General features: G+C 68.6%; 20 protein-coding genes. 16 read left to right on the top strand and 4 right to left on the bottom strand.

The features are described 5' to 3' along the window. Nucleotide 1 precedes the first annotated feature (1 nt). Nucleotides 2-442, bottom strand: a complete 441-nt coding sequence (locus ACFVH2_RS16335) for a helix-turn-helix transcriptional regulator (protein ID WP_378426527.1) — start codon at nucleotides 440-442, stop codon at nucleotides 2-4. A gap of 124 nt (nucleotides 443-566) precedes the next feature. Here ACFVH2_RS16335 and ACFVH2_RS16330 point away from each other — a divergent pair, with 124 nt between their 5' ends. The 15 genes from ACFVH2_RS16330 (at nucleotide 567) to nuoN (ending at nucleotide 18,176) form a co-directional block, all read left to right on the top strand. Further along, complete coding sequence (locus ACFVH2_RS16330; RefSeq protein WP_378426525.1) at nucleotides 567-1,979, top strand: NAD(P)/FAD-dependent oxidoreductase; 1,413 nt, start codon at nucleotides 567-569, stop codon at nucleotides 1,977-1,979. A gap of 17 nt (nucleotides 1,980-1,996) precedes the next feature. Continuing rightward, a complete protein-coding gene (locus ACFVH2_RS16325; protein ID WP_378426523.1) occupies nucleotides 1,997-2,392 on the top strand; it encodes a hypothetical protein in 396 nt (131 codons plus the stop codon). A 181-nt stretch (nucleotides 2,393-2,573) separates the two neighbouring features. Then, nucleotides 2,574-2,960, top strand: a complete 387-nt coding sequence (locus tag ACFVH2_RS16320) for an NADH-quinone oxidoreductase subunit A (RefSeq protein ID WP_378426521.1) — start codon at nucleotides 2,574-2,576, stop codon at nucleotides 2,958-2,960. Nucleotides 2,961-3,006: 46 nt separating this feature from the next. Next, complete coding sequence (locus ACFVH2_RS16315) at nucleotides 3,007-3,627, top strand: NuoB/complex I 20 kDa subunit family protein (protein WP_378426519.1); 621 nt, start codon at nucleotides 3,007-3,009, stop codon at nucleotides 3,625-3,627. Beyond that, nucleotides 3,624-4,274, top strand: a complete 651-nt coding sequence (locus tag ACFVH2_RS16310; RefSeq protein WP_378475713.1) for an NADH-quinone oxidoreductase subunit C — start codon at nucleotides 3,624-3,626, stop codon at nucleotides 4,272-4,274. Before ACFVH2_RS16315 ends, ACFVH2_RS16310 begins: the two co-directional genes overlap by 4 nt. After that, entirely contained in the window at nucleotides 4,274-5,596 is a 1,323-nt protein-coding gene (nuoD, locus tag ACFVH2_RS16305; protein ID WP_378426515.1) for an NADH dehydrogenase (quinone) subunit D, read from the top strand. Before ACFVH2_RS16310 ends, nuoD begins: the two co-directional genes overlap by 1 nt. After that, a complete protein-coding gene (gene nuoF, locus ACFVH2_RS16300; RefSeq protein WP_378426513.1) occupies nucleotides 5,593-7,632 on the top strand; it encodes an NADH-quinone oxidoreductase subunit NuoF in 2,040 nt (679 codons plus the stop codon). Before nuoD ends, nuoF begins: the two co-directional genes overlap by 4 nt. Continuing rightward, nucleotides 7,629-10,073, top strand: a complete 2,445-nt coding sequence (locus ACFVH2_RS16295) for an NADH-quinone oxidoreductase subunit G (protein WP_378426511.1) — start codon at nucleotides 7,629-7,631, stop codon at nucleotides 10,071-10,073. The genes nuoF and ACFVH2_RS16295 overlap by 4 nt, the downstream gene beginning before the upstream one ends. Further along, nucleotides 10,070-11,392: an NADH-quinone oxidoreductase subunit NuoH gene (gene nuoH, locus ACFVH2_RS16290; RefSeq protein WP_378426509.1), complete on the top strand. Its 1,323-nt coding sequence runs from the start codon at nucleotides 10,070-10,072 to the stop codon at nucleotides 11,390-11,392. The genes ACFVH2_RS16295 and nuoH overlap by 4 nt, the downstream gene beginning before the upstream one ends. After that, complete coding sequence (gene nuoI, locus ACFVH2_RS16285; protein WP_378426507.1) at nucleotides 11,376-11,927, top strand: NADH-quinone oxidoreductase subunit NuoI; 552 nt, start codon at nucleotides 11,376-11,378, stop codon at nucleotides 11,925-11,927. Before nuoH ends, nuoI begins: the two co-directional genes overlap by 17 nt. Then, nucleotides 11,924-12,787, top strand: coding sequence for an NADH-quinone oxidoreductase subunit J (locus ACFVH2_RS16280; RefSeq protein ID WP_378426505.1), 864 nt, complete (start codon nucleotides 11,924-11,926; stop codon nucleotides 12,785-12,787). Before nuoI ends, ACFVH2_RS16280 begins: the two co-directional genes overlap by 4 nt. Then, nucleotides 12,784-13,083 carry an NADH-quinone oxidoreductase subunit NuoK gene (gene nuoK / locus ACFVH2_RS16275; RefSeq protein ID WP_378426503.1) on the top strand — a complete coding sequence of 100 codons (300 nt, stop codon included), beginning with the start codon at nucleotides 12,784-12,786 and terminating at the stop codon, nucleotides 13,081-13,083. Before ACFVH2_RS16280 ends, nuoK begins: the two co-directional genes overlap by 4 nt. A gap of 1 nt (nucleotide 13,084) precedes the next feature. Continuing rightward, on the top strand, nucleotides 13,085-14,977 hold the full coding sequence (gene nuoL / locus ACFVH2_RS16270; protein WP_378426501.1) for an NADH-quinone oxidoreductase subunit L: 1,893 nt from the start codon (nucleotides 13,085-13,087) through the stop codon (nucleotides 14,975-14,977). After that, complete coding sequence (locus tag ACFVH2_RS16265; protein ID WP_378426499.1) at nucleotides 14,974-16,599, top strand: NADH-quinone oxidoreductase subunit M; 1,626 nt, start codon at nucleotides 14,974-14,976, stop codon at nucleotides 16,597-16,599. The genes nuoL and ACFVH2_RS16265 overlap by 4 nt, the downstream gene beginning before the upstream one ends. Before the next feature lie 50 nt (nucleotides 16,600-16,649). Further along, entirely contained in the window at nucleotides 16,650-18,176 is a 1,527-nt protein-coding gene (gene nuoN / locus ACFVH2_RS16260) for an NADH-quinone oxidoreductase subunit NuoN (RefSeq protein ID WP_378426639.1), read from the top strand. A gap of 197 nt (nucleotides 18,177-18,373) precedes the next feature. Here the strand turns inward: nuoN and car are convergent, their stop codons facing one another. Beyond that, the gene (gene car, locus ACFVH2_RS16255; RefSeq protein ID WP_378426497.1) at nucleotides 18,374-21,901 is read right to left on the bottom strand and encodes a carboxylic acid reductase; all 3,528 of its coding nucleotides are present in this window, start codon (nucleotides 21,899-21,901) and stop codon (nucleotides 18,374-18,376) included. A 505-nt stretch (nucleotides 21,902-22,406) separates the two neighbouring features. Between car and ACFVH2_RS16250 the strand changes: the two genes are divergently transcribed. Beyond that, a complete protein-coding gene (locus ACFVH2_RS16250; RefSeq protein ID WP_378426495.1) occupies nucleotides 22,407-23,318 on the top strand; it encodes an alpha/beta fold hydrolase in 912 nt (303 codons plus the stop codon). Nucleotides 23,319-23,560: 242 nt separating this feature from the next. Here ACFVH2_RS16250 and ACFVH2_RS16245 read toward each other — a convergent pair whose 3' ends face one another. Continuing rightward, on the bottom strand, nucleotides 23,561-24,808 hold the full coding sequence (locus ACFVH2_RS16245) for a cytochrome P450 (RefSeq protein ID WP_378426493.1): 1,248 nt from the start codon (nucleotides 24,806-24,808) through the stop codon (nucleotides 23,561-23,563). Continuing rightward, on the bottom strand, nucleotides 24,808-26,322 hold the full coding sequence (locus ACFVH2_RS16240) for a PucR family transcriptional regulator (RefSeq protein ID WP_378426491.1): 1,515 nt from the start codon (nucleotides 26,320-26,322) through the stop codon (nucleotides 24,808-24,810). Before ACFVH2_RS16240 ends, ACFVH2_RS16245 begins: the two co-directional genes overlap by 1 nt. Nucleotides 26,323-26,324: the final 2 nt, after the last annotated feature.

Raw genomic sequence — 26,324 nt, 5'->3', positions numbered from 1 at the left:
GCTACGTGCGGCCCGTCACCGGTGCTTCTCGATTCCTGATCGGTCTGGTCACCTGCTTCGTGACGCACGACGGCATCTCCGCGTCGGGCCGCGCCTGGTCCCGGTAGGCGCTGGGCGACATCCCGACCAGTTCGGTGAACCGTGTGCTGAACGTGCCCAGCGACGAACACCCGACCGCGAAACAGACCTCGGTGACGCTGAGGTCGCCGCGACGCAGCAGCGCCATCGCTCGCTCGATACGCCGTGTCATCAGATAGGAGTACGGCGACTCGCCGTAGGCGAGCCGGAACTGGCGGCTGAGATGCCCGGCCGAGATGTGCGCGTCTCGGGCGAGCGCCTCGACGTCCAGCGGTTGCGCGTACTCCCGGTCCATCCGGTCGCGGACGCGGCGCAGCCGCGCCAGATCGCGCAGTTGCTCCTCCGCGGTGGTTCTGCTGGTCACCTCCGCGATCGTGCCACGTCTTCGAGTGCCCTGCGACACGCCGCCCGACCGCCGTTCGCGAGGACGCGAGGAGTGCGCACGACTACCGTGAGAACGAACGTCCACATTGCGGAGGAGCGTGCGCATGAGCGTCCAGTCGGAGCAGTCGCCTCGCCATCGAGTGGTGGTCATCGGATCCGGCTTCGGCGGATTGTTCGCCGCCCAGTCGCTCAAGCGCGCGGACGTGGACGTCACCCTCATCGCCCGCACCACACACCATCTCTTCCAGCCGCTGCTCTACCAGGTGGCCACCGGCATCCTGTCGGTCGGCGACATCGCCCCCGCCACCCGGCTGGTGCTGCGCAAACAGCGCAACGCCGAGGTTCTGCTCGGCGACGTGGTGGACATCGATCTCGAAGCACAGACCGTCACCTCCGAACTCCTCGATCGCACCACCGTCACCGAGTTCGACAGCCTCGTGGTGGCGGCGGGCGCCGGGCAGTCCTATTTCGGTAACGACCGTTTCGCCCGTTACGCGCCCGGCATGAAGACCATCGACGACGCCCTCGAACTGCGCGGCCGGATCCTCGGCGCCTTCGAGGAGGCCGAGCTGTCCGACGACCACGAGGAGCGCACGCGCCTGCTCACCTTCGTCGTCGTCGGGGCCGGCCCCACGGGCGTCGAACTGGCCGGACAGATCGCCGAGTTGGCGAACCGGACCCTCAAGGGCGCGTTCCGCAAGATCGACCCCGGCGAGGCGCGGGTGATCCTGCTCGACGGCGCCCCCGCGGTGCTGCCGGTGTACGGCGGCAAGCTCAGCGCCAACGCGGCGGCCCGGCTGGAGAAGATGGGCGTAGAGATCCAGCTGAACGCGATGGTCACCGACGTCGACGCGGACGGACTCGTCGTCAAGGAGAAGGACGGCACCGAGCGGCGGCTGGACGCGCAGTGCAAGGTGTGGTCGGCGGGGGTGCAGGCCAGCCCGCTGGGCAAGCAGCTGGCCGAGCAGTCCGGCGCCGAGATCGATCGGGCGGGCCGCGTGCACGTCAACCCCGACCTCTCCCTGCCCGGGCACCCGAACGTGTTCGTGATCGGCGACATGATGTCGCTCGACAATCTGCCGGGTCTGGCGCAGGTCGCGATGCAGGGCGGCAAGTACGCCGCCAAGCAGATCAAGGCCACCGTCGCGGGCCAGCCCGTCGACTCGCGTCAGCCTTTCAAGTACTTCGACAAGGGCTCGATGGCGACGATCTCGCGGTTCAGCGCGGTCGCGAAGGTCGGCAAGCTCGAGATCACCGGTTTCATCGGCTGGCTGATGTGGCTGGTCATCCACCTGATGTACCTGGTCGGCTTCCGCAGCAAGTTCTCCACCATCCTGTCCTGGACGGTGACCTTCGTCGGCCGCGGCCGCGCCCAGATGGCCTCGACCGAGCAGCAGGTGTTCGCACGTAACGCCATCGAGCACCTGCAGAGCTACGAACGTGCCAGAGCGGCCGGCCTGATCGGCGACCCGACGGCGGTCGAGACGGGTGAGGAACGCGAGCGGGCCGCGGGCTGACGGGGATCGGTGAGTCCGTGACCGCGCCGCTGCGCGTACTCGTCTACAGCGACGACGCCGACACCCGCAGGCAGGTCGTTCGTGCGCTCGGCACCCGACCGCACCCCGACCTGCCGGACCTCGAGTTCGTCGAGGTCGCGACCGCCCCGATCGTGATCTCCCACCTCGACGCGGGCGGTATCGCCCTGGCCATCCTGGACGGCGAGGCGGTGCCCGCGGGGGGACTCGGGATCGCCAAGCAACTCAAGGACGAGATCGAGGACTGTCCACCGATCCTGGTGCTCACCGGCAGGCCCGACGACGCCTGGCTGGCCAACTGGTCGCGGGCCGAGGCCGCGGTGCCGCACCCGATCGACCCGCTACGGCTGACCGGGCCGGTCGTCTCCCTGCTGCGGGCCCGGCTCGCCGACTGATCGCCGACACCCCCGACAGCGGGAGTCCCTTTGGCGCCGTTGACTCTTCGTCTGCCTGCCGGATGATTTCGGTACGCGACTCGCCCACCGCTCACCCCACCGCGAACGACCTTCGCCGGTAGTCTTGTGCCGTAGCTCACTTCGCTGTCGCGTTCCCCAGGCGAGAGGCGGTGTCGACCGGATGAATCTCTACCTGCCCATTGTGGTGCTCGGGGCGATCGCCGTCGCGTTCGCGATGGTCTCGGTCGTCATCGCGGCGGTCGTGGGACCGAAGCGCTACAACCGCGCCAAGCTCGAGGCGTACGAGTGCGGAATCGAGCCGACGCCGTACCCGCTGGCGACGGGAGGCGAGGCCGGCGGAGCGACCAGGCAATACATCCCGGTCAAGTACTACCTGACCGCGATGCTGTTCATCATCTTCGACATCGAGATCGTCTTCCTCTACCCGTGGGCGGTGCACTTCGACGCGCTCGGCGCATTCGGTCTCGTGGCGATGGCGGTGTTCATATTCAACGTCTCGGTCGCCTACGCGTACGAGTGGCGACGGGGCGGCCTCAGCTGGGACTAGGCGGCCACCGCCGCATCCGATCGAGCGAGAAGGAGCAGAACCGCACATGGGTCTCGAGGAACAGCTACCGAGCGGCTTTCTGCTGAGCACCGTCGAGGGCCTGGCCGGGTACCTGCGCAAGGGGTCGCTCTGGCCGGCGACCTTCGGTCTCGCCTGCTGTGCGATCGAGATGATGGCCACCGGTTCCCCCCGCTACGACATCGCCCGCTTCGGCATGGAGGCCTTCCGTGCCTCGCCCCGCCAAGCCGATCTGATGATCGTGGCGGGGCGGGTCAGCCAGAAGATGGGGCCGGTGCTGCGGCAGGTCTACGACCAGATGGTCGAGCCGAAATGGGTTCTCGCAATGGGCGTGTGTGCCTCCTCCGGCGGCATGTTCAACAACTACGCGATCGTGCAGGGGGTCGACCACCTGGTGCCGGTCGACATCTACCTGCCCGGCTGCCCGCCGCGGCCGGAGATGCTGCTGCACGCGATCCTGAAGCTGCACGAGAAGATCGGGCAGATGCCGTTGGGCGTCAACCGGGAACAGGCCGCGCGGGCGGCCGAGGAGGCGGCACTCGCGGCGACGCCCACCATCCAACTCGGCGCACCGGGCCGCTCCGGAGGCTCCGCTCTCGGCGCACCGGGTCGCTCCGCAGGCTCCGCTCTCGGGGGCCCGCTCCGATGACCACGGATCGGGGAATGTTCGGGGTGCACGGCACCGGCGACACGTCCGGGTACGGTCGCCTCGTTCGTCCGGTCCCGTTGCCGGGCAATGCAACCCGCCCGTTCGGCGGATACTTCGACGAGATCGCGGACGATCTCGCGGCGGCCCTCGCCGACGACGGCACCAGCTTCGACGAGGCGATCGAACAGGTCGTCGTCTTCCGGGGCGAACTGACCCTGCACGTGCGGCGCGAGGCGCTGCCGCGGGTCGCCCGCCTGCTCCGCGACGACCCGGACCTCCGGTTCGAGCTGTGCCTCGGCGTCAGCGGGGTGCACTACCTGCCGGATTCCGGCCGCGAACTGCACGCGGTCTACCCGCTGACGTCGATCACCCACAATCGCCGAATCCGACTCGAAGTCTCGGTTCCGGACGCCGACCCGCACATCCCGTCGTTGGTCGGGGTGTACCCGACCAACGACTGGCACGAACGCGAGACGTACGACTTCTTCGGCATCGTCTTCGACGGCCACCCGGCGCTCACCCGGATCGAGATGCCCGACGACTGGGTCGGCCACCCGCAACGCAAGGACTACCCGCTCGGGGGCATCCCGGTCGAGTACAAGGGCGCGCAGATACCGCCGCCCGACGAGCGGAGGTCGTACACCTGATGCCAGATCTCGTCACCACAGGAGCCTCGTCCGAGGAGCGACCGACGACGACCGTCACGGTCACCGGTCAGGACTGGGAGGCGATACCCGGTGCCGTCTCCGGCGAGGAACGCATCGTCGTCAACATGGGACCCCAGCACCCCTCCACACACGGTGTGCTGCGCCTGATCCTGGAGATCGAGGGCGAGACCGTGACCGAGGCCCGCTGCGGAATCGGCTACCTGCACACCGGGATCGAGAAGAACCTGGAGTACCGCAACTGGACTCAGGGGGTCACCTTCGTCACCCGGATGGACTACCTCGCACCCTTCTTCAACGAGACCGCCTACTGCCTCGGGGTCGAGAAGCTGCTCGACATCACCGACCAGGTCCCCGAACGCGCGAGCGTCGTGCGGGTGCTGCTGATGGAACTCAACCGCATCTCGTCCCACCTGGTGGCGCTCGGCACCGGCGGCATGGAACTGGGCGCCGTCACCGCGATGCTCTTCGGGTTCCGGGAACGCGAACTGGTGCTGGACGTGTTCGAGATGATCACCGGCCTGCGGATGAACCACGCCTACGTCAGGCCCGGCGGTCTGTCGCAGGACCTGCCGGACGGCGCGGTCGAGAAGGTGCGCGAACTGCTCGAGATCATGCCGAAACGACTGCGCGACCTCGAGTCGATGCTCAACGAGAACCCGATCTGGAAGGGCCGCACCGTCGGCATCGGCAGTCTCGACCTGACCGGCTGCATGGCGCTCGGGGTCACCGGCCCGGTCCTGCGGGCCACCGGCCTGCCGTACGACATTCGCAAGTCGCAGCCGTACTGCGGTTACGAGAACTACGAGTTCGACGTCGTCACCGACACCGGCGGCGACTGCTACGGCCGCTACCGGATCCGGGTCGAGGAGATGACGCAGTCGCTGGGGATCGTCGAGCAGTGCCTGGACCGGCTGCGGCCCGGACCGATCATGGTCGAGGACAAGAAGATCGCCTGGCCGGCCGACCTGACCCTCGGGCCCGACGGGCTCGGCAACTCCGCGGACCACGTGCGCGACATCATGGGCTCCTCCATGGAGGGGCTGATCCACCACTTCAAGCTGGTCACCGAGGGGATCCGGGTGCCCGCCGGGCAGGTGTACGTGTCGGTCGAGTCGCCCCGCGGCGAGCTGGGGGTGCACATGGTCAGCGACGGCGGAACACGCCCCTACCGGGTGCACTTCCGCGACCCCTCGTTCACCAACCTGCAGGCCGTCGCCGCCATGTGCGAGGGCGGCATGGTCGCGGACGTGATCGCATCCGTCGCGAGTATCGACCCGGTCATGGGCGGAGTGGACCGATGAGCGACCAGCGCGTGTTCGTCGAATTCGGCCGCAGGCCCGGCGAGCCGGGACTGCTGGTGAAACCCGGTGCCCGGCAGTCGTATCCGGCCGAGGTGCGCGCCCGCCTCGAGATCGACGCCAAGGCGATCGTGGGCCGCTACCCCAACTCCCGGTCCGCGCTGCTCCCCCTGCTGCACCTGGTCCAGTCCGAGGACGGGTACATCACCCCCGCGGGCGTCGAATTCTGCGCGGGCACACTCGGACTCACCGGTGCCGAGGTCGCCGCGGTGGCCACCTTCTACTCGATGTACCGCCGCGACCCGACCGGGGAGTACCACGTCGGGGTCTGCACCAACGCCCTGTGCGCCACCATGGGCGGCGACGCCATCCTCGCGGCACTCGAGCAGCACCTCGGCATCGGCCCCGGCGAGACCACCGCCGACGGCCGGGTCACCGTCGAGCGCATCGAGTGCAACGCGGCCTGCGACTACGCCCCGGCGATGACGGTCAACTGGGAGTTCTTCGACAACCAGACACCGGAGTCGGCGACGGCGATCGTGGACGCGCTGCGCGCCGGCGAGCAGGTCACACCCACCCGGGGCGCGCCGCTGTGCACGTTCCGCGAGACCGCGCGGATCCTCGCCGGGTTCCCCGACGAGCGCCCCGGCGCGCTCGAATCGACCGGCGGCGCCGGCGAAGCGACGCTGGCGGGACTGCGCGTCGCCCGCACGCTCGGCGCGGAGTCGTCGCTCACCCCCGTGCTGAGCCGGCACTGGGACGAACCCGAGTCCTGGACCCTGGCCACGTACCTACGGCACGAGGGATACCAGGCGCTGCGCACGGCACTGGCGACGGACCCGGACCAGATCATCGCGACGGTCAAGGACGCCGGCCTGCGCGGGCGCGGCGGCGCCGGCTTCCCCACCGGCACCAAGTGGTCGTTCATTCCCCAAGGTGACGACCGTCCGCACTATCTGGTGGTCAACGCCGACGAGTCCGAGCCGGGCACCTGCAAGGACATGCCGCTGATGCTGGCGACGCCGCACGCGCTGATCGAGGGCGCGATCATCGCCGCGTACGCGATCAGGGCCCAGCACGCGTTCATCTACCTGCGCGGGGAGGTCGTGCCGGTGCTGCGCCGCCTGCAGGCCGCGGTCGCGGAGGCGTACCGGGCCGGGTACCTCGGCCGCGACATCCTCGGATCGGGGTACGACCTCGACCTGGTGGTGCACGCCGGCGCGGGGGCATACATCTGCGGCGAGGAGACCGCGCTGCTCGACTCGCTCGAGGGCAGGCGCGGACAGCCCCGACTACGCCCGCCGTTCCCCGCGGTGGCGGGCCTGTACGCCGCGCCCACCGTCGTCAACAACGTCGAGTCGATTGCGAGCGTGCCGCCGATCATCCGGGGTGGCGTCGACTGGTTCCGGTCGATGGGCACCGTCGAGTCCCCCGGATTCACGCTGTACTCGCTGTCCGGCCACGTCACCACCCCGGGACAGTACGAGGCGCCACTGGGCATCACGCTGCGGGAACTGCTCGGCTACGCGGGCGGGGTCCGCGCCGGCCACCGGTTGAAGTTCTGGACGCCCGGCGGCTCGTCGACCCCGATCCTGACCGAGGAGCACCTCGACGTCCCGCTCGACTACGAGCACGTCGCGGGAGCCGGCTCGATGCTCGGCACGAAGGCCCTGCAGATCTTCGACGAGACGACCTGCGTCGTCCGAACCGTGTTGCGCTGGAGCGAGTTCTACGCGCACGAGTCCTGCGGCAAGTGCACGCCGTGCCGCGAGGGGACGTACTGGCTGGTGCAGATCCTCGACCGGCTCGAGCGCGGCGAGGGCAGCGAGCAGGACCTGGAGAAATTGCTCGACGTCTCCGACAACATCTTCGGCCGGGCGTTCTGCGCGCTCGGCGACGGCGCGGTCAGCCCGATCACGTCCTCCGTCAAGTACTTTCGTGAGGAGTACCTGGCACACGTCGAGTCGGGCGGATGCCCGTTCGACCCGCACGAGTCCACGCTCACGGCCCAGCGCCGCACCGCAGGGGGTGACCGATGACGACCGTCACCGACAGCGACGCGACGGGCCTGCCCGCCCCCGAGGACCTGGTGACCCTGTCCATCGACGGCGTCGAGGTCGCCGTGCCGAAGGGGACCCTGGTGATCCGGGCCGCCGAACTGGTCGGCATCCAGATCCCCCGATTCTGCGACCACCCGTTGCTCGCCCCCGTCGGCGCGTGCCGCCAGTGCCTGGTGGAGGTGGAGGGCCAGCGCAAGCCGCTCGCCTCGTGTACGACGACGGTCGGCGAGGGGATGGTCGTGCACACCCAGCTCACCTCCCCGGTGGCGGACAAGGCCCAGCGGGGTGTGATGGAACTGCTGCTCATCAACCACCCGCTGGACTGTCCCGTGTGCGACAAGGGCGGCGAGTGCCCCCTGCAGAACCAGGCCATGTCCAACGGTCGCGCCGAGTCCCGCTTCCACGGCGTCAAACGCACCTTCCCCAAACCGATCCCCCTGTCCAGCGAGGTGCTGCTCGATCGCGAGCGGTGCGTGCTGTGCGCCCGGTGCACCCGCTTCTCCCAGCAGATCGCGGGCGACCCGTTCATCGAGCTGATCGAGCGCGGGGCGCTGCAGCAGGTCGGCATCTACGCGAAGGAGCCTTTCGAGTCGTACTTCTCGGGCAACACCGTGCAGATCTGCCCGGTGGGGGCGCTCACCGGGGCGTCCTACCGGTTCCGGGCGCGACCGTTCGACCTGGTGTCGAGCCCCAGCGTGTGCGAGCACTGCGCCAGCGGATGCGCGCAACGCACCGATCACCGGCGCGGCACCGTGCTGCGCCGGCTCGCCGGCGACGATCCCGAGGTCAACGAGGAGTGGAACTGCGACAAGGGGCGGTGGGCGTTCACCTACGCCACCCAGCCGGACCGGATCACCGAGCCGATGATCCGCGACGCGAGCGGCACCCTGGTGGCGGCGTCCTGGTCGGAGGCGCTGACGGTCGCCGCGCGCGGGCTGGCCGCCGCGCACGGACGAGCCGGCGTGCTGGTCGGCGGCCGGTGCACCCTGGAGGACGCCTACTCCTACGCGAAGTTCACGCGAGTCGCACTGGGCACCAACGACATCGACTTCCGCGTCCGGGACCACTCGCAGGAGGAGGCGGACTTCCTGGCCGCCCGGGTGGCCGGCCGCGGCCCGGTGGACGGTGTCAGCTACACGGACCTCGAGTCGGCGCCGGCCGTGCTGCTGGTCGGGTTCGAGCCGGAGGAGGAGTCACCGATCGTCTTCCTGCGCCTGCGCAAGGCGGTGCGCCGCGGCGCCCTGAAGGTGCTGGCCGTCGCCCCGTACGCGAGCACCGGGCTGACCAAACTGTCGGGGACTCTCCTGCAGGCGGTCCCGGGACACGAGTCCGCCGTCCTCGACTCCCTGCACGACTCCGACCTGCTGGGAAGCCCGGGTGCGGTGATCCTGGTCGGCGAGCGACTCGCGGCGGCACCGGGCGCGCTGTCGTCCGCGGCCGCGCTGGCCGACGCGACGGGGGCCCGGCTCGCGTGGATACCGCGGCGCGCCGGTGAACGCGGGGCGATCGAGGCGGGCGCCGCGGCGAACCTGCTCCCCGGCGGCCGGCCCGCCCGCGACCCCGCGGCCCGCGCCGAGGTCGCCGAGGCGTGGGGTCTGACGGGCCTGCCCGAGGGCCCCGGCCGCGACACGACCGGCATTCTCGAGGCCACGCGGGACCGTGACATCGCCGCGCTGGTCGTCGGCGGCGTCGAGATCGACGACCTGCCCGACTCGCAGTTGGCGGCGGACGCGCTCGACGCCGCGGAATTCGTTGTCAGCCTGGAGATTCGCCACAGTGCGGTCACCGAGGTCGCGGACGTGGTGCTGCCGGCGGCACCCGTGGCCGAGAAGCCCGGCATCTTCCTGGACTGGGAGGGCCGTCAACGCCCGTTCGCCGCGGCGCTGCGCGGCACCGGTTCGATGCCCGACCAGCGGGTGCTCGACGCGCTCGCCGAGGCGATGGGCGCCCGGCTGGGACTGCCCGATGCCGCCGCCGCGCGGACCGAACTCACCGGACTCGGCCCGTGGCACGGCGAGGTCCCCGCGACGCCCACGGTCGGCGCGGCGCCGACGCGGTCGCCGGGACCCGGCGAGGCGATCCTCGCCGGCTGGCGAATGCTGTTGGACTCCGGCCGGATGCAGGACGGGGAGCCGCAGTTGGCAGGCACGGCCCGGCGACCGGTACTGCGCCTGTCGGCCGTCACCGCCGCCGAGATCGACGCCGGTGACGGCGATCTGGTGACGGTCAGCACCGACCGCGGCGCGATCACCCTGCCGCTGACGATCACCGACTTGCCCGATCGGGTGGTGTGGCTGCCGCTGAACTCCCCCGGCTCCCAGGTGCACCGGCACCTGGCCGCGACGGCAGGCGACGTGGTGGGGATCCAGCTGTACGAGAGGCGAACCGACGACGACGCGGACGGCGGGGACTGCCGATGACCGCCTACACCGACCTGTCCGCCTTCGGTCACGACCCGTGGTGGCTGATCCTGCTCAAGGCCCTCGCGATCTTCGTCTTCCTCATGCTGACCGCCACCGCGATGGTCTACCTCGAACGCAAGATCATGGCGCGGATGCAGATGCGGATCGGCCCGAACCGGGTGGGCCCACGCGGCATGCTGCAGAGCATCGCCGACGGCGTCAAACTCGCGCTCAAGGAGGACATCGTCCCGCGGGCCGTGGACAAGCCGATCTACATCCTCGCGCCGGTGATCGCCGCGGCGCCCGCGTTCATGGCGTTCGCCGTCATCCCGTTCGGTCCGGAGGTCTCGATCCTCGGGACGCGGACCCCCCTGCAACTGACCGACCTGCACGTCGCCGTCCTGTACGTTCTCGCGGTCGCCTCCGTCGGGGTGTACGGCATCGTCCTGGCCGGCTGGTCGTCCGGCTCGACCTATCCCCTGCTCGGCGGGCTGCGGTCGACCGCCCAGGTCATCTCCTACGAGATCGCGATGGGCCTGTCGTTCGCCGCGGTCTTCCTCGACTCCGGCACCATGTCCACCTCCGGCATCGTGGCCGCCCAGGAGGGCAACTGGTACGTCTTCCTGCTGCTGCCCTCGTTCCTGATCTATCTCACCTCGATGGTCGGCGAGACGAACCGAGCCCCGTTCGATCTCCCCGAGGCCGAGGGCGAGTTGGTCGGCGGCTTCCACACCGAGTACTCCTCGCTCAAGTTCGCCATGTTCATGCTCGCCGAGTACGTGAACATGGTGACGGTGTCCGCACTGGCCACCACGCTCTTCCTCGGCGGCTGGCATGCACCGTGGCCGCTGAACATGTGGTCGGGCGCGAACTCCGGCTGGTGGCCGCTGCTGTGGTTCGTGGCGAAGGTGTGGATCTTCATGTTCGTGTTCGTCTGGCTGCGGGCGACGCTGCCGCGGCTGCGCTACGACCAGTTCATGAAGCTGGGCTGGAAGGTGCTCATCCCGGCCTCGTTGCTGTGGGTCATGGTGGTCGCCACGGTCCGCGAACTCAGCGAGACGGTCGACCAGTTCCGGGTGACGACCACGGTCGTCGGCGTGGCGGCCGTCGTGGCCGCGGCGGCCTCGCTGCTGTGGGCGCTGCTGCGCCGCCGCTCCGTCCGCCCCGAATCCGCTCCCCCACCAGGCCCGTTCGAACCGATGGCGGGAGGGTTCCCGGTGCCGCCGCTGCCGGGACAGACCCCACCGGGCCGTCGCCGAGCCCTGGTCCCGGCCGCCGCCCGCGCCGAGACCCCCGTCCACGAGACTCAGGAGGGCAGCGATGCCGCAGCGCACTGACTCCCCGCCCAGCAGGTCCCCGGGCTTCGCCCGCCGGCTACTCGCCCCGCTCGGGGGCTTCGGTGTGACCCTGGCGACGATGTTCAAGAAACCCGCCACCGAGTCGTACCCCGAGCAGAAGACACCGACGGCGCGGCGCTACCACGGCAGGCACCAGCTCAACCGCTACCCGGACGGGCTCGAGAAGTGCATCGGCTGCGAGCTGTGCGCGTGGGCGTGCCCCGCCGACGCCATCTACGTCGAGGGCGCGGACAACACCGACGACGAACGCTATTCGCCCGGTGAGCGTTACGGTCGCGTCTACCAGATCAACTACCTGCGGTGCATCGGCTGCGGACTGTGCATCGAGGCCTGTCCGACGCGGGCACTGACCATGACCAACGAGTACGAGATGGCCGACGACAACCGGGCCGACCTGATCTTCGACAAGGACCGGCTGCTGGCGCCGCTCGAACCGGGGATGGAGGCGGCGCCGCACCCGATGCGTCCGGGGACCACCGCGCAGGACTACTACGGCGGAGGTCCGGTCCGGTGAACCACGACGCCGCGACCGGACTGCTCGCCGAGGCCTTCACGAGGACGTCGACGGTCGAGGGGGTGCAGTTCTGGATTCTCGCCACGCTCGCGGTGATCGGCGCCATCGGCGTGGTGAGCGCGACCAAGGCCGTCTACTCGGCGATCTTCCTCGCGACCACGATGATCATCCTCGCCGTCTTCTACATCGCCCAGGGGGCCGTGTTTCTCGGCGTCGTCCAGGTCGTCGTGTACACCGGCGCGGTCATGATGCTCTTCCTGTTCGTCCTCATGCTCGTGGGCGTCGACTCCTCCGAGTCGCTGGTGGAGACGATCCGCGGGCAGCGGGTCGCCGCGGTGGTGGTGGGCATCGGATTCGGGACCCTGCTGATCGCGGGACTCGGCAACGCCTTCACCACCAGGTCCGAGGCCTCGGGCGGCTACGTCGGGCTCGACCGGGCGAACGCCGGCGGCAACGTCCCCGCCCTCGCCGATCTGATCTTCGTCCGCTACGTGTGGGCCTTCGAGCTCACCGGCGCGCTGCTCATCACCGCGACGATCGGCGCGATGGTACTGGCACACCGGGAGCGGTTCGAGCCGCGCCGGACCCAGCGGCAGATGGCGCAGGACCGGGTTCGCGAGGGGGTCCAGGTCCCGCCGTTGCCCAGCCCCGGCGTGTACGCCCGGCACAACGCGGTACACCTACCCGCGCTGCTGCCGGACGGCACCGCCGCCCAGTCGTCGGTGAGCGCGGTCCTGCAACGCCGCCGCGCCCACGACGACGCGGGTCCGGCGGCCCGCGAATCCCGCGCCACCCCGGCCGATCCCGGACCGGACGACCACGGCTCACCGGACGACCAAGGAGGGGACGGGACGCGATGAACCCCGACAACTACCTGTACCTGTCCGCGTTGCTCTTCTCCATCGGCGCGGGTGGTGTCCTGATCCGCCGCAACGCGATCGTGGTGTTCATGTGCATCGAGTTGATGCTCAACGCGTCGAATCTCGCCTTCGTGACGTTCGCGCGGATGCACGGAACCCTCGACGGGCAGATATTCGCGTTCTTCACGATGGTGGTCGCCGCCGCCGAGGTCGTCGTCGGCCTGGCGATCATCATGGCCATGTTCCGTTCCCGCCGTTCGGCTTCGGTCGACGACGCCAACCTGCTGAAGTACTGACATGAGCGGGGGGATCTGGCTGCTGCCGGCACTGCCGCTGCTCGGTGCCACCGTGCTGCTGCTCGGGGGAAGGCGCACCGACCGCTGGGGCCACCTGCTCGGCTGCGCCGCCGCGCTGGCCTCGTTCGTGGTGGGGGTGGCGATGTTCGTCGGCATGCTCGGCCGCCCCAACGCCGACCGCGCGCTGCACGAGACCCTCTACAGCTGGGTCCCGGTCGGCGCGTTGCAGATCGACTTCGGCCTGCAACTCGACCAGCTGTCGATGTGCTTCGTCCTGCTCATCACGGGGGTCGGCTCGCTGATCCACGTCTACTCGGTCGGCTACATGAGCCACGACCCCGAACGCAGGCGATTCTTCGCGTACCTCAACCTGTTTCTCGCCGCGATGCTGCTGCTCGTGCTCGCGGACAACTTCCTCGGTCTCTACGTCGGGTGGGAGGGTGTCGGCCTCGCCTCCTACCTGCTCATCGGATTCTGGCAGTACAAGCCGACCGCGGCCACCGCCGCGAAGAAGGCGTTCGTCGTCAACCGGGTCGGCGACATCGGCCTGATCGTCGCGCTGATGATCATGTTCGCGACCTTCGGATCCGTCGACTTCGCAGGTGTTTTCGGCGCCGCCCCGGCGGCGAGCGAGGCCACCACCACCGCGATCGGGTTGATGTTGCTGCTCGCGGCGTGCGGCAAGTCGGCACAGGTGCCGCTGCAGTCCTGGCTGGGCGACGCGATGGAGGGTCCGACTCCGGTCTCGGCCCTGATCCACGCCGCGACGATGGTGACCGCGGGCGTGTACCTCATCGTGCGGTCCAATCCGATCTTCGACCTGGCGCCGGGCGCGCAGCTGGCGGTGGTGATCGTCGGCGCGGTGACCCTGCTGTTCGGCGCGATCATCGGCTGCGCCAAGGACGACATCAAGAAGGCGCTGGCGGCGTCGACTATGAGCCAGATCGGCTACATGGTTCTCGCCGCGGGCCTCGGACCCGCCGGCTACACCTTCGCGATCATGCTGCTGCTCAGTCACGGCTTCTTCAAGGCCGGCCTGTTCCTCGGGGCGGGCTCGGTGATGCACGGCATGAACGACGAGACCGACATGCGCCGCTACGGCGGGCTGCGCACCGTCATGCCGGTCACGTTCGTCACGTTCGGCCTGGGATACCTTGCCATCATAGGGATTCCGCCGTTCTCCGGGTTCTTCGCCAAGGACAAGATCATCGAGGTGGCGTTCGACGCGGGCGGTGTGAAGGGTGTCATCCTCGGCGTGGCTGCACTGCTCGGCGCCGGGATCACGGCGTTCTACATGACCCGGGTGATGCTGATGACGTTCTTCGGGCAGCGGCGCTGGCGTACGGACGAGCCGCCCCAGCCGCACGAGTCGCCCGGTGTGATGACCGTACCGATGATCCTGCTCGCGGTGGGATCGGTGGCCGCGGGAGCGGTCTTCACCGCCGGCTCCTCGCTCGAGCACTGGCTCGAGCCCGTGGTCGGCGCGCACGCCCCGAGCGAGGCCGTCCTGCCCGCCTGGGTGCTGACCGCGCTCACGCTCGGTGTCGTGCTCGTCGGCGTCGCGGTCGCCTACCGGCAGTACGGCACCGCGCCGATTCCGGAGGAGGCGCCGGTCGCGGTCTCGGCGTTGACCGTCGCGGCGCGCCAGGATCTGTACGGAGATGCGGTCAACGAGGCGGTGTTCATGCGTTCTGGCCAGTACCTGACCCGGCTGCTCGGGTTCGTCGACAGCAGGGGCGTCGACGGCGCGGTGGGCGGGGTCGCCGCGCTGGTCGCGGGCACCTCGAATCGCCTCCGGCGCATGCAGACCGGCTTCGTCCGGTCCTACGCCCTGTACATGTTCACGGGGGCCGCGCTGGTCGTCGCGGCCATGGTCTTGGTGGGGGTCCGGTGAACGACTTTCCCTGGCTGACCGCATTGTGGGTGGTGCCGCTGGTCGGGGCCGCCCTGGTGCTGCTGGTGCCCGCGGGCGCACGCCGGATCGCGAAGGTGGTCGCGCTGGCGACCTCGCTCGTGGTGCTCGCCCTGGTGGTGGTGCTGGCGCTGCGGTTCGACCCGTCGGGTGCGCAGTACCAGTTCGTCGAATCGCACGCCTGGATACCGGCTTTCGGCACCCGCTACACCCTCGGGCTGGACGGCATCGCGCTGGTCCTGGTCGCGTTGACGGCGGTCCTGCTGCCGCTGCTGATCCTCGCCGGCTGGAATGACGCGGAACGAGGAGACGACCGGACCACGGGGCAGGTGCGCACGACCCACACCTACCTGGCGTTGTTCCTGATCGTCGAGTCGATGGTGATCGTGTCGTTCGCGGCGCTCGACATCCTGCTGTTCTACGTCTTCTTCGAGGTGATGCTCGTTCCGATGTACTTCCTCGTCGGCGGGTTCGGCGCGGATCGCGCCCGCCGGGCCCGTGCCGCGGTGAAGTTCCTGCTGTACAACCTCTTCGGCGGCCTGGTCATGCTGGCCGCGGTCATCGGGCTGTACGTCGTCACGGCGGGGCCGGGCAGTCCGTTCGACTCGGGCACCTTCGACTTCCGCGAGATCGTCGCCGCGGTCTCCTCCGGCACGCTCACGATCGACTCCGGGGTGGCGAAGGCGCTGTTCCTGGGCTTCATGTTCGCCTTCGCGGTCAAGGCGCCGCTGTGGCCGCTGCACAGCTGGCTCCCCGACGCGGCCGTGGAATCCACTCCGGCGACGGCGGTCCTCATGATGGCCGTCGTCGACAAGGTGGGCACCTTCGCGATGCTGCGGTACTGCCTGCAGCTGTTCCCGGACGCGTCGAGGTACTTCGCGCCACTGGTCGTGACCCTTGCGGTGATCGGCATCGTCTACGGCGCCGTGCTGGCCATCGCCCAGGCCGACATGATGCGGCTGATCTCGTTCACCTCGATCTCGCACTTCGGTTTCATCGTCCTCGGCATCTTCGCGCTGACCAGTCAGGCACAGGCCGGATCCGTGCTGTACATGGTCAATCACGGCATCTCCACCGCGGCGCTGTTCCTGGTGGCCGGGTTCCTGGTGTCCCGGCGCGGCAGCCGGCTCATCGCCGACTACGGCGGTGTGCAGAAGGTCGCGCCGATGCTGGCGGGCACGTTCCTGGTCGCCGGCCTGGCCACCCTCTCCCTGCCCGGGCTGGCGCCGTTCGTCAGCGAGTTCCTGGTCCTGATCGGCACGTTCACCCGCTACCCCGTCGCCGCGGTGGTCGCGACGAGTGCGCTGGTGCTCGCGGCGATCTACGTGTTGTGGATGTACCAGCGGACGATGACGGGCCCGGTGACGACGGGCAACGAGAAGCTCACCGACCTGGTACCGCGGGAGATCGCGGTGCTCGCCCCGCTGATTGCCCTGCTGATCCTGCTCGGTTTCTACCCCAAGCCGGTCCTGGACGTGATCAACCCCGCGGTGACCGCGACCCTGACAACCATCGGGGAGCAGGACCCCGCACCGACGGTGCCGCAGGGGTTGTCCGCCACCGGCCGTCTCGGCGACGACGTTCACGGAGGTGCGTACCGGTGAATACCGCGACCCTGCCCACGCCGTCGATCGAGTACGGCCTGCTCTCCCCGATGCTGATCGTGTTCGGCGCCGCCGTCCTCGGGGTGCTCGTCGAGGCGTTCGCGCCCCGACGCGGCCGCTACCCGAGCCATCTGGTGATCAGCCTCGCCGGGCTGGTCGCCGCCTTCGTCGCGGTGATCGTTCTTGCGGCGCACCTGCATTCGTCCGGAACGGCCGGGCATTCCGCGGTGATGGGGTCGGTGGCCGTCGACGGTCCGACCCTGTTCCTGCAGGGGACGATCCTGCTGGTCGCGATCGCGTCGATCCTGCTCGTCGCCGAGCGTGGCGTCGAGGCCGGCGCGGACGCCCCGAGCCGGGCCGACACGTTCGCTCCGCGCGCCTCCGCGCTGCCCGGCAGTATCGCCGAACGCGAGGCCACGAAAGTCGGTGTGGCACAGACGGAGGTGTTCCCGCTCGTCCTGCTCGCGGTCGGTGGCATGCTGCTCTTCCCGGCCTCCGACGACCTGCTGACCATGTTCGTGGCGCTCGAGGTGCTCTCGTTGCCGCTGTACCTGTTGTGCGGGTTGGCCCGGCGCCGGCGACTGCTGTCCCAGGAATCGGCGATGAAGTACTTCCTGCTCGGCGCGTTCTCCTCGGCGTTCTTCCTCTACGGCGTCGCGCTGCTCTACGGCTACGCCGGCACGGTGCGGCTCGGCGGCATCGGCGACGTGGTCGCGGCCCACGCGGAGGCCGACAACGCGCTCCTGATCGGCGTCGCCCTGCTCTCGGTCGGCCTGCTGTTCAAGGTGGGTGCGGTGCCGTTCCATTCGTGGATCCCCGACGTGTACCAGGGCGCCCCGACCTCGGTCACCGCGTTCATGGCGTCGGCGACGAAGATCGCCGCGTTCGGTGCGCTGCTGCGGGTGTTCTACGTGGCGCTGCCCGACCTCCAGCAGGACTGGCGGCCGGTGCTGTGGGCGGTGGCCATCGCGACCATGGTGGTCGGCTCGGTCGCGGCGGTGACCCAGACCGACGTCAAACGGATGCTCGCGTACTCCTCGATCGCGCACGCCGGGTTCATCCTCACCGGTCTGATCGCCGGGAACCGGGCGGGGCTGTCGGCGACGATGTTCTACCTGCTGGCATACGGATTCAGCACACTCGGCGCGTTCGCGATCGTCGGCCTGGTGCGCGACGCGGGCGGCGAGGCCACCGACATGTCCCGGTGGGCCGGGCTCGGACGCCGCTCGCCGGTGGTGGCGACGGTGTTCGCGCTCTTCCTGCTCGCGTTCGCGGGCATCCCGCTGACGAGCGGGTTCGTCGCCAAGTTCGCGGTGTTCCAGGCCGCGGCGTCCGGCGGGGCGGTGCCGCTGGTGCTGGTCGGCGTGGTGTGCAGTGCGATCGCCGCGTTCTTCTACGTGCGGGTGATCGTGCTGATGTTCTTCACCGAGGCGCCCAGCGATCCGCCCACCGTCGTGGTGCCGAGTGTGCTGACCGCGGCGGCGATCGTCGTCAGTGCGGCGGTGACGGTGATCCTCGGAATCGCGCCGCAGCCGGTGCTGGACCTGGCGGACCGGGCGGCCGAGTTCCTGCGGTGAGGCGATCCCGGCCCTCCGCTACCGCCTGGTCAGGATACCGAAGGGAAGGTGCGGCGGTCGTGTCGAACACCTCGTCTCCACCGCGGGGATCGCCGCCAGTGCCCTTCCTGACCCGACGCCGGATCGGCGCAGCCGCGAACGAACGTAGCTACACAGAGGTGATCGGGCTCGAGGTCGGCATGCTGACCAGTTCGTGGCTACAGCAGACCCAGCCGTTGCAGATCGGCGATGTACTTGTCGATCAGTTCCTCGGTGAGGTGCGGCACGTCCTTGTCGGTGCCGATACCGGCGGATTGCACTGCATCACGGAACTTTTCGGCGGGCGCGTGCACGCCGGGCGATGACGGCCGCGCGTAGGCGTGGAGTAGCGGCAGCACGGAATGTTGACGAATGTCCTCCGGCAGCGCCTCGAGTGCCACCTTGAATCGGGCGAACCAGTCGTCGTAGTCGTCGATCCGGTCGATCGTGTGACCTTCCGCGACGAGCCAATCGACGAACTGATCCAGGGAGATGCCGTCGTCGTGCGTGTTGAGCACGTTGTAGGTGTGGAAGCCCCGGTCGAGCTGTCCACCGAGCGTGGTGATCGCCTCGGCGGTGAAGTCGGCGGGAAGCCCGTCGTAGTGGGCGCGTTGCGGGTTGCCGCTGTCGTCGAGTCGATAGAAGGAGCGCGGCGCCAGTCCGGTGACGACCACGCTCAGGATCAGGCGGGTGAACACGTCGGGCACGTTGAGCTGACCGGTGAAGCGGCTGTGCGCGAGGATCATGTCCGAGCGAAATACGGCCACCGGAAGCCCACACAGGTCGTTCGCCTCGCGCAACAGCACCTCCCCCGCCCACTTGCTCGTCGCATAGCCGCCCGCGTAGGTCTCGCTCAGGGAACGGGACGCGCTGGCCGCGCGCACGTCCGTGTCCTCCCCGACGAAGGTGCCGTCGGGCAGGGCAGTCACGGCCACCGTCGAGATGTAGTTCACCGGCTTGAGCCGAGCGCTGACGGCAAGCTTGACGATTTCGGCGGTTCCCACCACGTTGGGACCGAACAGTTGACTGTAGGGCAACACGTGGTTGACCATCGCCGCGGAGTGCACCACCAGGTCAACCGACCGTGCCAGCCGATCCCAGGCCATTGCATCGAGTCCCATGTTCGCCGCACCGACGTCCCCGACCAGGACCTCCAGATGTTTGCCTGCCAGTGCACCGAACTCCGCGGACAACTGCGCATCGCCGCTGTCGACGGCGGCGTCGATTCGTTGTCGGGCAGCGGCCCGGTCGGCGCCGCGAGCGAGACAGATCAGGGTCCCGCCGACCGGCGCGAGCCGTTCGAGCCAGTTCAGGCACAGGAAGCGTCCGAGGTAGCCGTTGGCCCCCGTGAGCAGGACCGTGCCGATCGAACCCGACGGCGCCGGAAGTGTCGTGGCCGCGGCCAGGGTGTCGGCGTCGAGGAACTTGTCCAGCGTCAGGTCGGTCGCGCTGGCGGCGGTGGCATCGCGGCCGTGCACCGAGGCGAACGTAGGCCTCATGGAGGCCGAGTCACGCTCCCCGTCGACATGGTGGGCGATCGTGGTCAGGGTGGCGGTGGGGCTGACGATCGTCTGCACCGGCACGTCGACGTGGAAGATCTCCTCGAGCAGCGTGGCGAAGGCGAACGCGGACAGTGAGTCGCCGCCGAGGTCGGCGAACCGGACGGACTCGGCCCCGGCAGGCAGTTCCGACGGCGGGATGCCGAGGGTGGCCGCCGCGGCCCGGTGCACGGTCTCGCGCGTCGGCAGTTCACCGGCCGACGCGCGCAGGTCCGCGAGATGGTCGTCCTGGCCGGCCGCGATGTCGGCATACATTGCCTCGAGCCGCTGGCCGTAGCGCGCCTTGAGTGCTGGGCGTAGCAGCTTGCCCACCCCGGACAGCAGGCCCCCTTCACGGGTGAACGGTTCGGGTTCGAGCAGGAAGTCCCTGGGGACCTCCCACGCGTTGCGGTCTGTGGCCGCGGCGATCTGCTGCAGCGATTCCGCGATCAGCGTGTTGGCGTCACCGTCGCCGATTGCGTCGAGGTTCGGCACGATCACGGCGAGCAGGAACGGTTGCTCGCTGCTGCCGTAGAGATAGATCTGGCTGACGTAGGGACTTGTCGAGTACGTCGCCTCGAGGGTGGACACGGCCACGAACTCGCCCTGCGACAGTTTGATGACGTTGTTGCTGCGGTCGAGATACACCAGGTGATCCGGCGCCACCTCCGCCATGATGTCGCCGGTCTTGTAGAAACCGTCCGGGTCGAAGATCTCGGCCGACAGTTCGGGATGCTTGTAATACCCGGGAATCAGGTCGGTCGACTTGACGTAGAGCTCGCCGCGTGGATACGGCTCATCGGTGGTCAGGTAGCCGAGGGCGGGGACGTCGACGAGCTTGTAGTCGGTCACCGGCGGCCGAATGATCTTGCCGTCGCGCATGATTCCGCCGTTGGACTCGGTGGAGCCGTAGCCGTCGCTGACGGCGGTGTCGAGCGTGGACTCGATGAACTCGCGCATCTGTTTCGTCAGCGGAGCGCTACCGCACATCGCCGAGACCACCCGTCCACCGAGAAAGTCCTCGCGGAGTTCGGCTTTCACCGTCTCGGTCAGCTCGTCCGGACCCGACTCCTGGGTCGCGTGCTGGTCGAGTTCCTGGCGATAGCGCCGCAGGATCATGTCGCACACACGCGGAACCAGGTTCAACGAGGTGGGTCGGATCAGCCCGATGTCTTCGAACAGGGTGGACATGTCGCTCTTGGCGGCGAAGTACCCGATGCCGCCGGACGCCAGGGTGCTGACCAGCCACCCCAGCCCGAAGACATGGCTCAGTGGCATGTACTGCATGCGAATGGCCGGAACCGCAGTGGTGCCGGCGGGCGCGGCGGGCGGCCGCTGCCACATGTGCGCCATCATGTCGGTGGTGTACATGGCTCCCTTGGGGGTGCCGGTACTGCCCGAGGTGTAGATCAGCGCGGCCAGCGGGTTCTCCCCCGTCCGGGGGACGAACGCCGGTTCCGCAGGAACCGCGCGACCGGAGTCCAGCTCTCGTGCGAGTGACACGACGTCCACCGGGTGACCCGCTTCTGCGAGACGGGCGCACGCATCTCGGTACCGCTCGCGCTGCTCGTGGTCGCCCGCGGCGTAGTCGAAGACGACGAGCCGTTCGACCGAGGGCGCGTCGACCGCGACGGCTACGGCGGTCTTCAGGGACTCGATGCTGGTGGCGAGGATTCGCGGCATCGTCTCCGCGACGATCGGTGCCAGCTGCGGCGCCGACGCACTGGTCTGCAGTGGAACGAAGACCGCGCCCAGGTGGATGCACGCCAGGTCGATGACGGCGTAGTCGACGCTGGTGAAGCCGAGCACCGCGACGAAGTCACCCGGGTGGAAGCCCTCACGGACTCCCGTCTGCCAAGCACTGGCGAGCGCAACGGCGCGGTCGTGCAGCTCACGGTAGGTGATGGTGTCGAAACCCGGCAGCAAGGTCGTCGTCGTGTGCCCAGTCGTCGGATCGCGGGTCAGCTCGCGGGAGCGCTGCCCCAACGCGGGTCGGTCGGCGTAGCCGTCCAGGTACGCGGCGACCACCTCGGACAGTCGCAGACCGGGTCGGACCGCTGCCGCGGTCACCTCCGCAGACGGGGCCGCGGCCCGGAACTGAGGGTCGGTGGTGAACAGATCGTCGATGCGGTGGGCAACTCGCTCGTCCCGCGAAGTCGTGTTTGTCATGACAGATCCTCCGCAGATGATTATCCTCCGGCGCGCAGCCCGAGACCCCCATGAGGACGCGACTGTCCCCGGGCGAATCCCTCTGCGGAGCACTGTCCGCCCGCGTCAACCACCCCCACCTCGAGAAGCGGTCGGTTCTCTCGGTCGATCGGCTTCAGTACCAGATCGCTCGGTGAGCTGAATCCCGGAGTCGACGACCGACCAACAGGACGAGTGCTGAGGGTGCGCGTGGCGCGGAAGATCTTTTACTACGAAGTGTAGTAAACGCCTCGGCTGCGAGTGCGGCGTCGGTTAGGTTGGTCGCATGGGGACACCGGGGAGGCCTGATCCGTCTGCCGTAGACATGGAATCAGACGAGCGGACTGATGACGATCGACCAAGTGGTGCAGGGGATTCGACGATTCCTACGCCACGACGCAGGCCACTTCGTGTGGCGCGATGGATAGTCGTCGGGTTGGTCTCGGTAGTCGTTGTTGCCGTTGCCATTTCAACGGCGGTCCATTGGTTGCAGACGCCGCGCGACAAGCAGGCTATCGAGCAGCTGATCGGCCCCGAGCACCGGTACGTCGACGTGAACGGGCACCGGATGAGTGCCGCGGTCCAGGGCTCGGGACCGCGAACCATCGTCCTGATGCCCGGCCTTGCCACGCCGGAACCGATCCTCGGCTTCGCCCCGCTGGCCCGGCGCCTGGCCGAGCAGAACACGGTCGTCACCGTCGAACCTCTCGGGCTGGGTCTCAGTGACGGCACCGACGTCCCACGCACCAGCGAGGCGATCGTCGGCGAGATCCGGGTCGCGCTCCGCAAGCTGGGACTCAGCGGTCCCTACGTCCTGATGCCCCATTCGATTTCGGGCCTGTACGCGATGTGGTGGACCACCCGCCACCCGGACGAGGTCGCCGCCGTGGTGGGCCTGGACGACGAGCGCTACACCTCCGACGGCGCCCATGACTCCCCCGACTGGCCGAGCTGGATGGCCGGCATCAACGCTGTCGGTGGCACCCGAGACCTGATCGCCCTGGACAAGAGCACCGACTACCTGGGACTGACAGCCGACTACCGGGAGAGCCTTGGCGACGCGGCCGAGTACACCGCGGACCAGCAGGACCTGTACCTGCGTGCGTACTCGTGGGTGTTGAACCCGACCGTACTGGACGAGATGGCCCGCGAGGCCGAGAACGTGCAAGCGGCCGAGGGCGCCGTGTTCCCGCCGACGCTGCCGTCCCTGTCGATCCTCGCCACCACCTCACTCCAGGTGGAGCCGGAATGGGAACCCTCCCACCGCGCCGCGATCAGCAACCCGACGATCCAGCAGGTCACGACTATGGACGGCCACCACTACCTGTTCCACGCACACGCTGCGGCGATTGCCGACACGACACAGCAATTCCTCGACGAGCACGTCCCGACTCGATGACTTCGGACGAGATCACGTTCTAGCAGCGCCCGGTTCGGGCGCTGCTGCGGGAGCAGCATCCGGATCTGGCAGACCTCGCGCGTCGAGACGTCGGTATGGTCCTCGAGGCATCGCCGGTGCACGAGTAGCAGGTTCCTCGCTGGGCTCGACGGACGCGCCGCAACACAAAGGACTGCCCGATGACACGGCGGATCCACCGATCATCGGACAGTCCGTAGCGCGCAAATCATCCGTGTCGATGGTCAGTGATCGACCGGGCACCGACCGGTGAAATCCACCGAGAACTCCTTGATCCCGTTCAACCAGCCGGATCGGAGTCGTTTCGGGTCGCCCAGCTTGGTGATGTCCGGCATGTGGTCGGCGATCGCGTTGAAGATCAGGTCGATCTCGAGTCGCGCCAGGTTCGCACCGATGCAGAAATGGGCTCCGGTCCCGCCGAAACCCAGGTGCGGGTTCGGATCCCGCGTGATGTCGAAGGTCATCGGTTCGTCGAAGACGTCCTCGTCGAAGTTGGCCGAGGCATAGAACATGACGACCCGGTCGCCCTTACTGATCCTCTGACCGCCGAGTGTGGTGTCTACCAACGCGGTCCGCTGAAACGAGGTGACGGGGGTGGCCCAGCGGACGATCTCGTCGGCGGCGGTGCGCGGGCGCTCGCTCTTGTACAGCTCCCACTGGTCCGGGTTCTCGAGGAACGCGATCATTCCGTGGGTGATGGCGTTTCGAGTGGTCTCGTTGCCCGCGACGGCGAGCAGGATGACGAAGAACCCGAACTCCTCGGGGCTGAGCTCGTCACCGTCGATGTCGGCCTGCAGCAGCTGGGTGAGGATGTCGTCGGCGGGGCATTTCTTTCGCTCGTCCGCCATCTGGTAGGCGTATCCGAGGAGTTCCATCGACGCGACCTGAGGGTCGCCCTCGAACTCCGGGTCGTCGTAACCGGTCATCTGGTTGGACCAGTCGAAGACCTTGCCTCGATCGTCTTGCGGGATGCCGATGAGCTCCGCGATCGCCTGCAGCGGTAGCTCACTGGCGACCCTGGCGACGAAGTCGCCTGCCCCCGCAGCCAGGGCCTCGTCGACGATCTTCGCCGCGCGCTCGGACAGTGCGTCCTCGAGGCCGGCGACCGCTCGTGGAGTGAAGCCACGGGCGATGATCTTGCGCAGCTTGGTGTGCTCCGGCGCATCCTTGAACAGCAGGATGTGGCGCTGCAGTTCGATGGCTTCGCGAGGGATGTCGTCGTTGAATCGGGCGATCGCGGTGTTCTCCCAGGTCGAGTACACGTCGCTGTCGCGTGAGACCTCCTTGACGTCCTCGTGCCGGGTGACGACCCAATAGCCGTCGTCGTGAAACCCACCGGTGGTCGGGGGCTGTGGACACCACCAGACCGGTGCAGTCTTCCGTAGTTCCGCGAATTCCGCGCGCGGCACGTGGGTGGCGTAGATGTCGGGATCGGTGGGGTCGAATCCGGCAGGGACATTCGGTGTTCGCACTATGACCTCCTCGTTTCAGGCTGCTGACAGTCAGCCTGGCAGGAGTTCGTGTTCGGCGGTTTGGCCTGGTTGTCCAAGCTTCCCTTGCGCGATTGTTCGGTCGATACACCTGCGATCGCGTGGACGCCGAATGTGTCGAAGCAGTCGAGGGCCAGTTCCAGGTGTAGCGCACGGCTGCCGATTCGCCGGCCGAGACGCTCCTCGATCTGTTGCGCGCGGTATCGCACGGTGTTCTTGTGCACGGCGAGTTGGCGGGCCGCGGCCTCGATGTTCCCTTGATGCGCCAGGACTGCGCGCAGTGTCTCCCGCAGGCGCACGGACAGGTCGTCGTCACCCGACAACCCGAGCAGTTCACGTTCGACGAGAGTGCGCACGGCCTCGGGTCGTGCGGCGAGCATCGAGACGAGTTCGACGTCCCGATAGGTGGTTACGGGCCGGCCGCGCTGTGCGCGCGTGGCGATCTGCTGCGCAGCCTGTGCCTCGCGGTGGGTTCGCCGGAACCCGTCGATACCTTGACCGGGCCGGCCGACCGCGACACGAATGCCGGGGGGCACGAGTGCAGCATCAATCGTCGGTTCCTCGGTGTTGCCCGACACCATCCACACCCACAGCCCCCTCGCCCCCGATGGAACGCAGATGACTTCAGTCGCCGACGCGGACCGCGCGAGCCGCTGGGCCAATGGCTCGAAGATCTGCGAGTCGATCGAGATGGCGTGGTCGGTCGTCCACAACACCAGCGAGGTGTTGACGCGGTGAACCGGGTAGCTGAGCCGTACCGATGCGTCCTCGGTGTTGTCCAGGCTGCCGTCCAGGATCTCCCGGACCGTGTTCACCCGCATCGAGAATGCTCCGCTGAGCAGCCTCTCGCGTTCTCCGGCGTACGTGGCCGTGAGTTCCTCGAGCATCGAGTTCATGACCTCACTCGTCTGCTCCCACATCGTGACGACGAGCCGCACCTTGAAGTCCGACGGCACGTCCGCGTTGTCGACAAAGTCCGTGACAAACCGCCACACGGCCCGGTGGCCAGCATGGTAGAGCCGGGAGAGGACCCGGAGCTCGAGTCCCCGCCGCGCCATGGTCCGGGCCAACGAATGAGCTTCCGCGGCCACCGGAATCGACCATCGAGGAGAGGAATCCGACTGCCTCACTGCAAGGATGAGCCGGAACTGGCTGCGAACAGCCAGCTGAAGGTCACGCAGAATTTCCGCATCCGTCGACAACTCCGGAACGTCCGAGCCCATCGAGTGCGCGACGTTGTCGATGAACGATTCGAGATCGGCGCGTGCGAGTGTCTCGGCGACGTAACCCCGCATCCACTCTCCGGCCTGCGCCGTGCTGGGTGCGTCCATACCCTCCCCCACCGAAGGAATCGCCAGAAGGCGACTGCTGTCCAGCGCCCACCGAACGTAGGCGTCCCCACCATCAGACCGATTGTGCCCTCGACAGCCCCGGGATCCGGCAATGATACGGATCCTGCCCCTCGCGCAGCGGGAATCGTCGACCGGCCGGATCAAGA

This window comes from Rhodococcus sp. NPDC127527, from assembly GCF_042672245.1.
Classification (GTDB): Bacteria; Actinomycetota; Actinomycetes; order Mycobacteriales; family Mycobacteriaceae; genus Rhodococcus_G.
The sequence above is the reverse complement of the archived record's forward strand: the minus strand, read 5'-3'. Positions and strand labels throughout refer to the sequence as shown.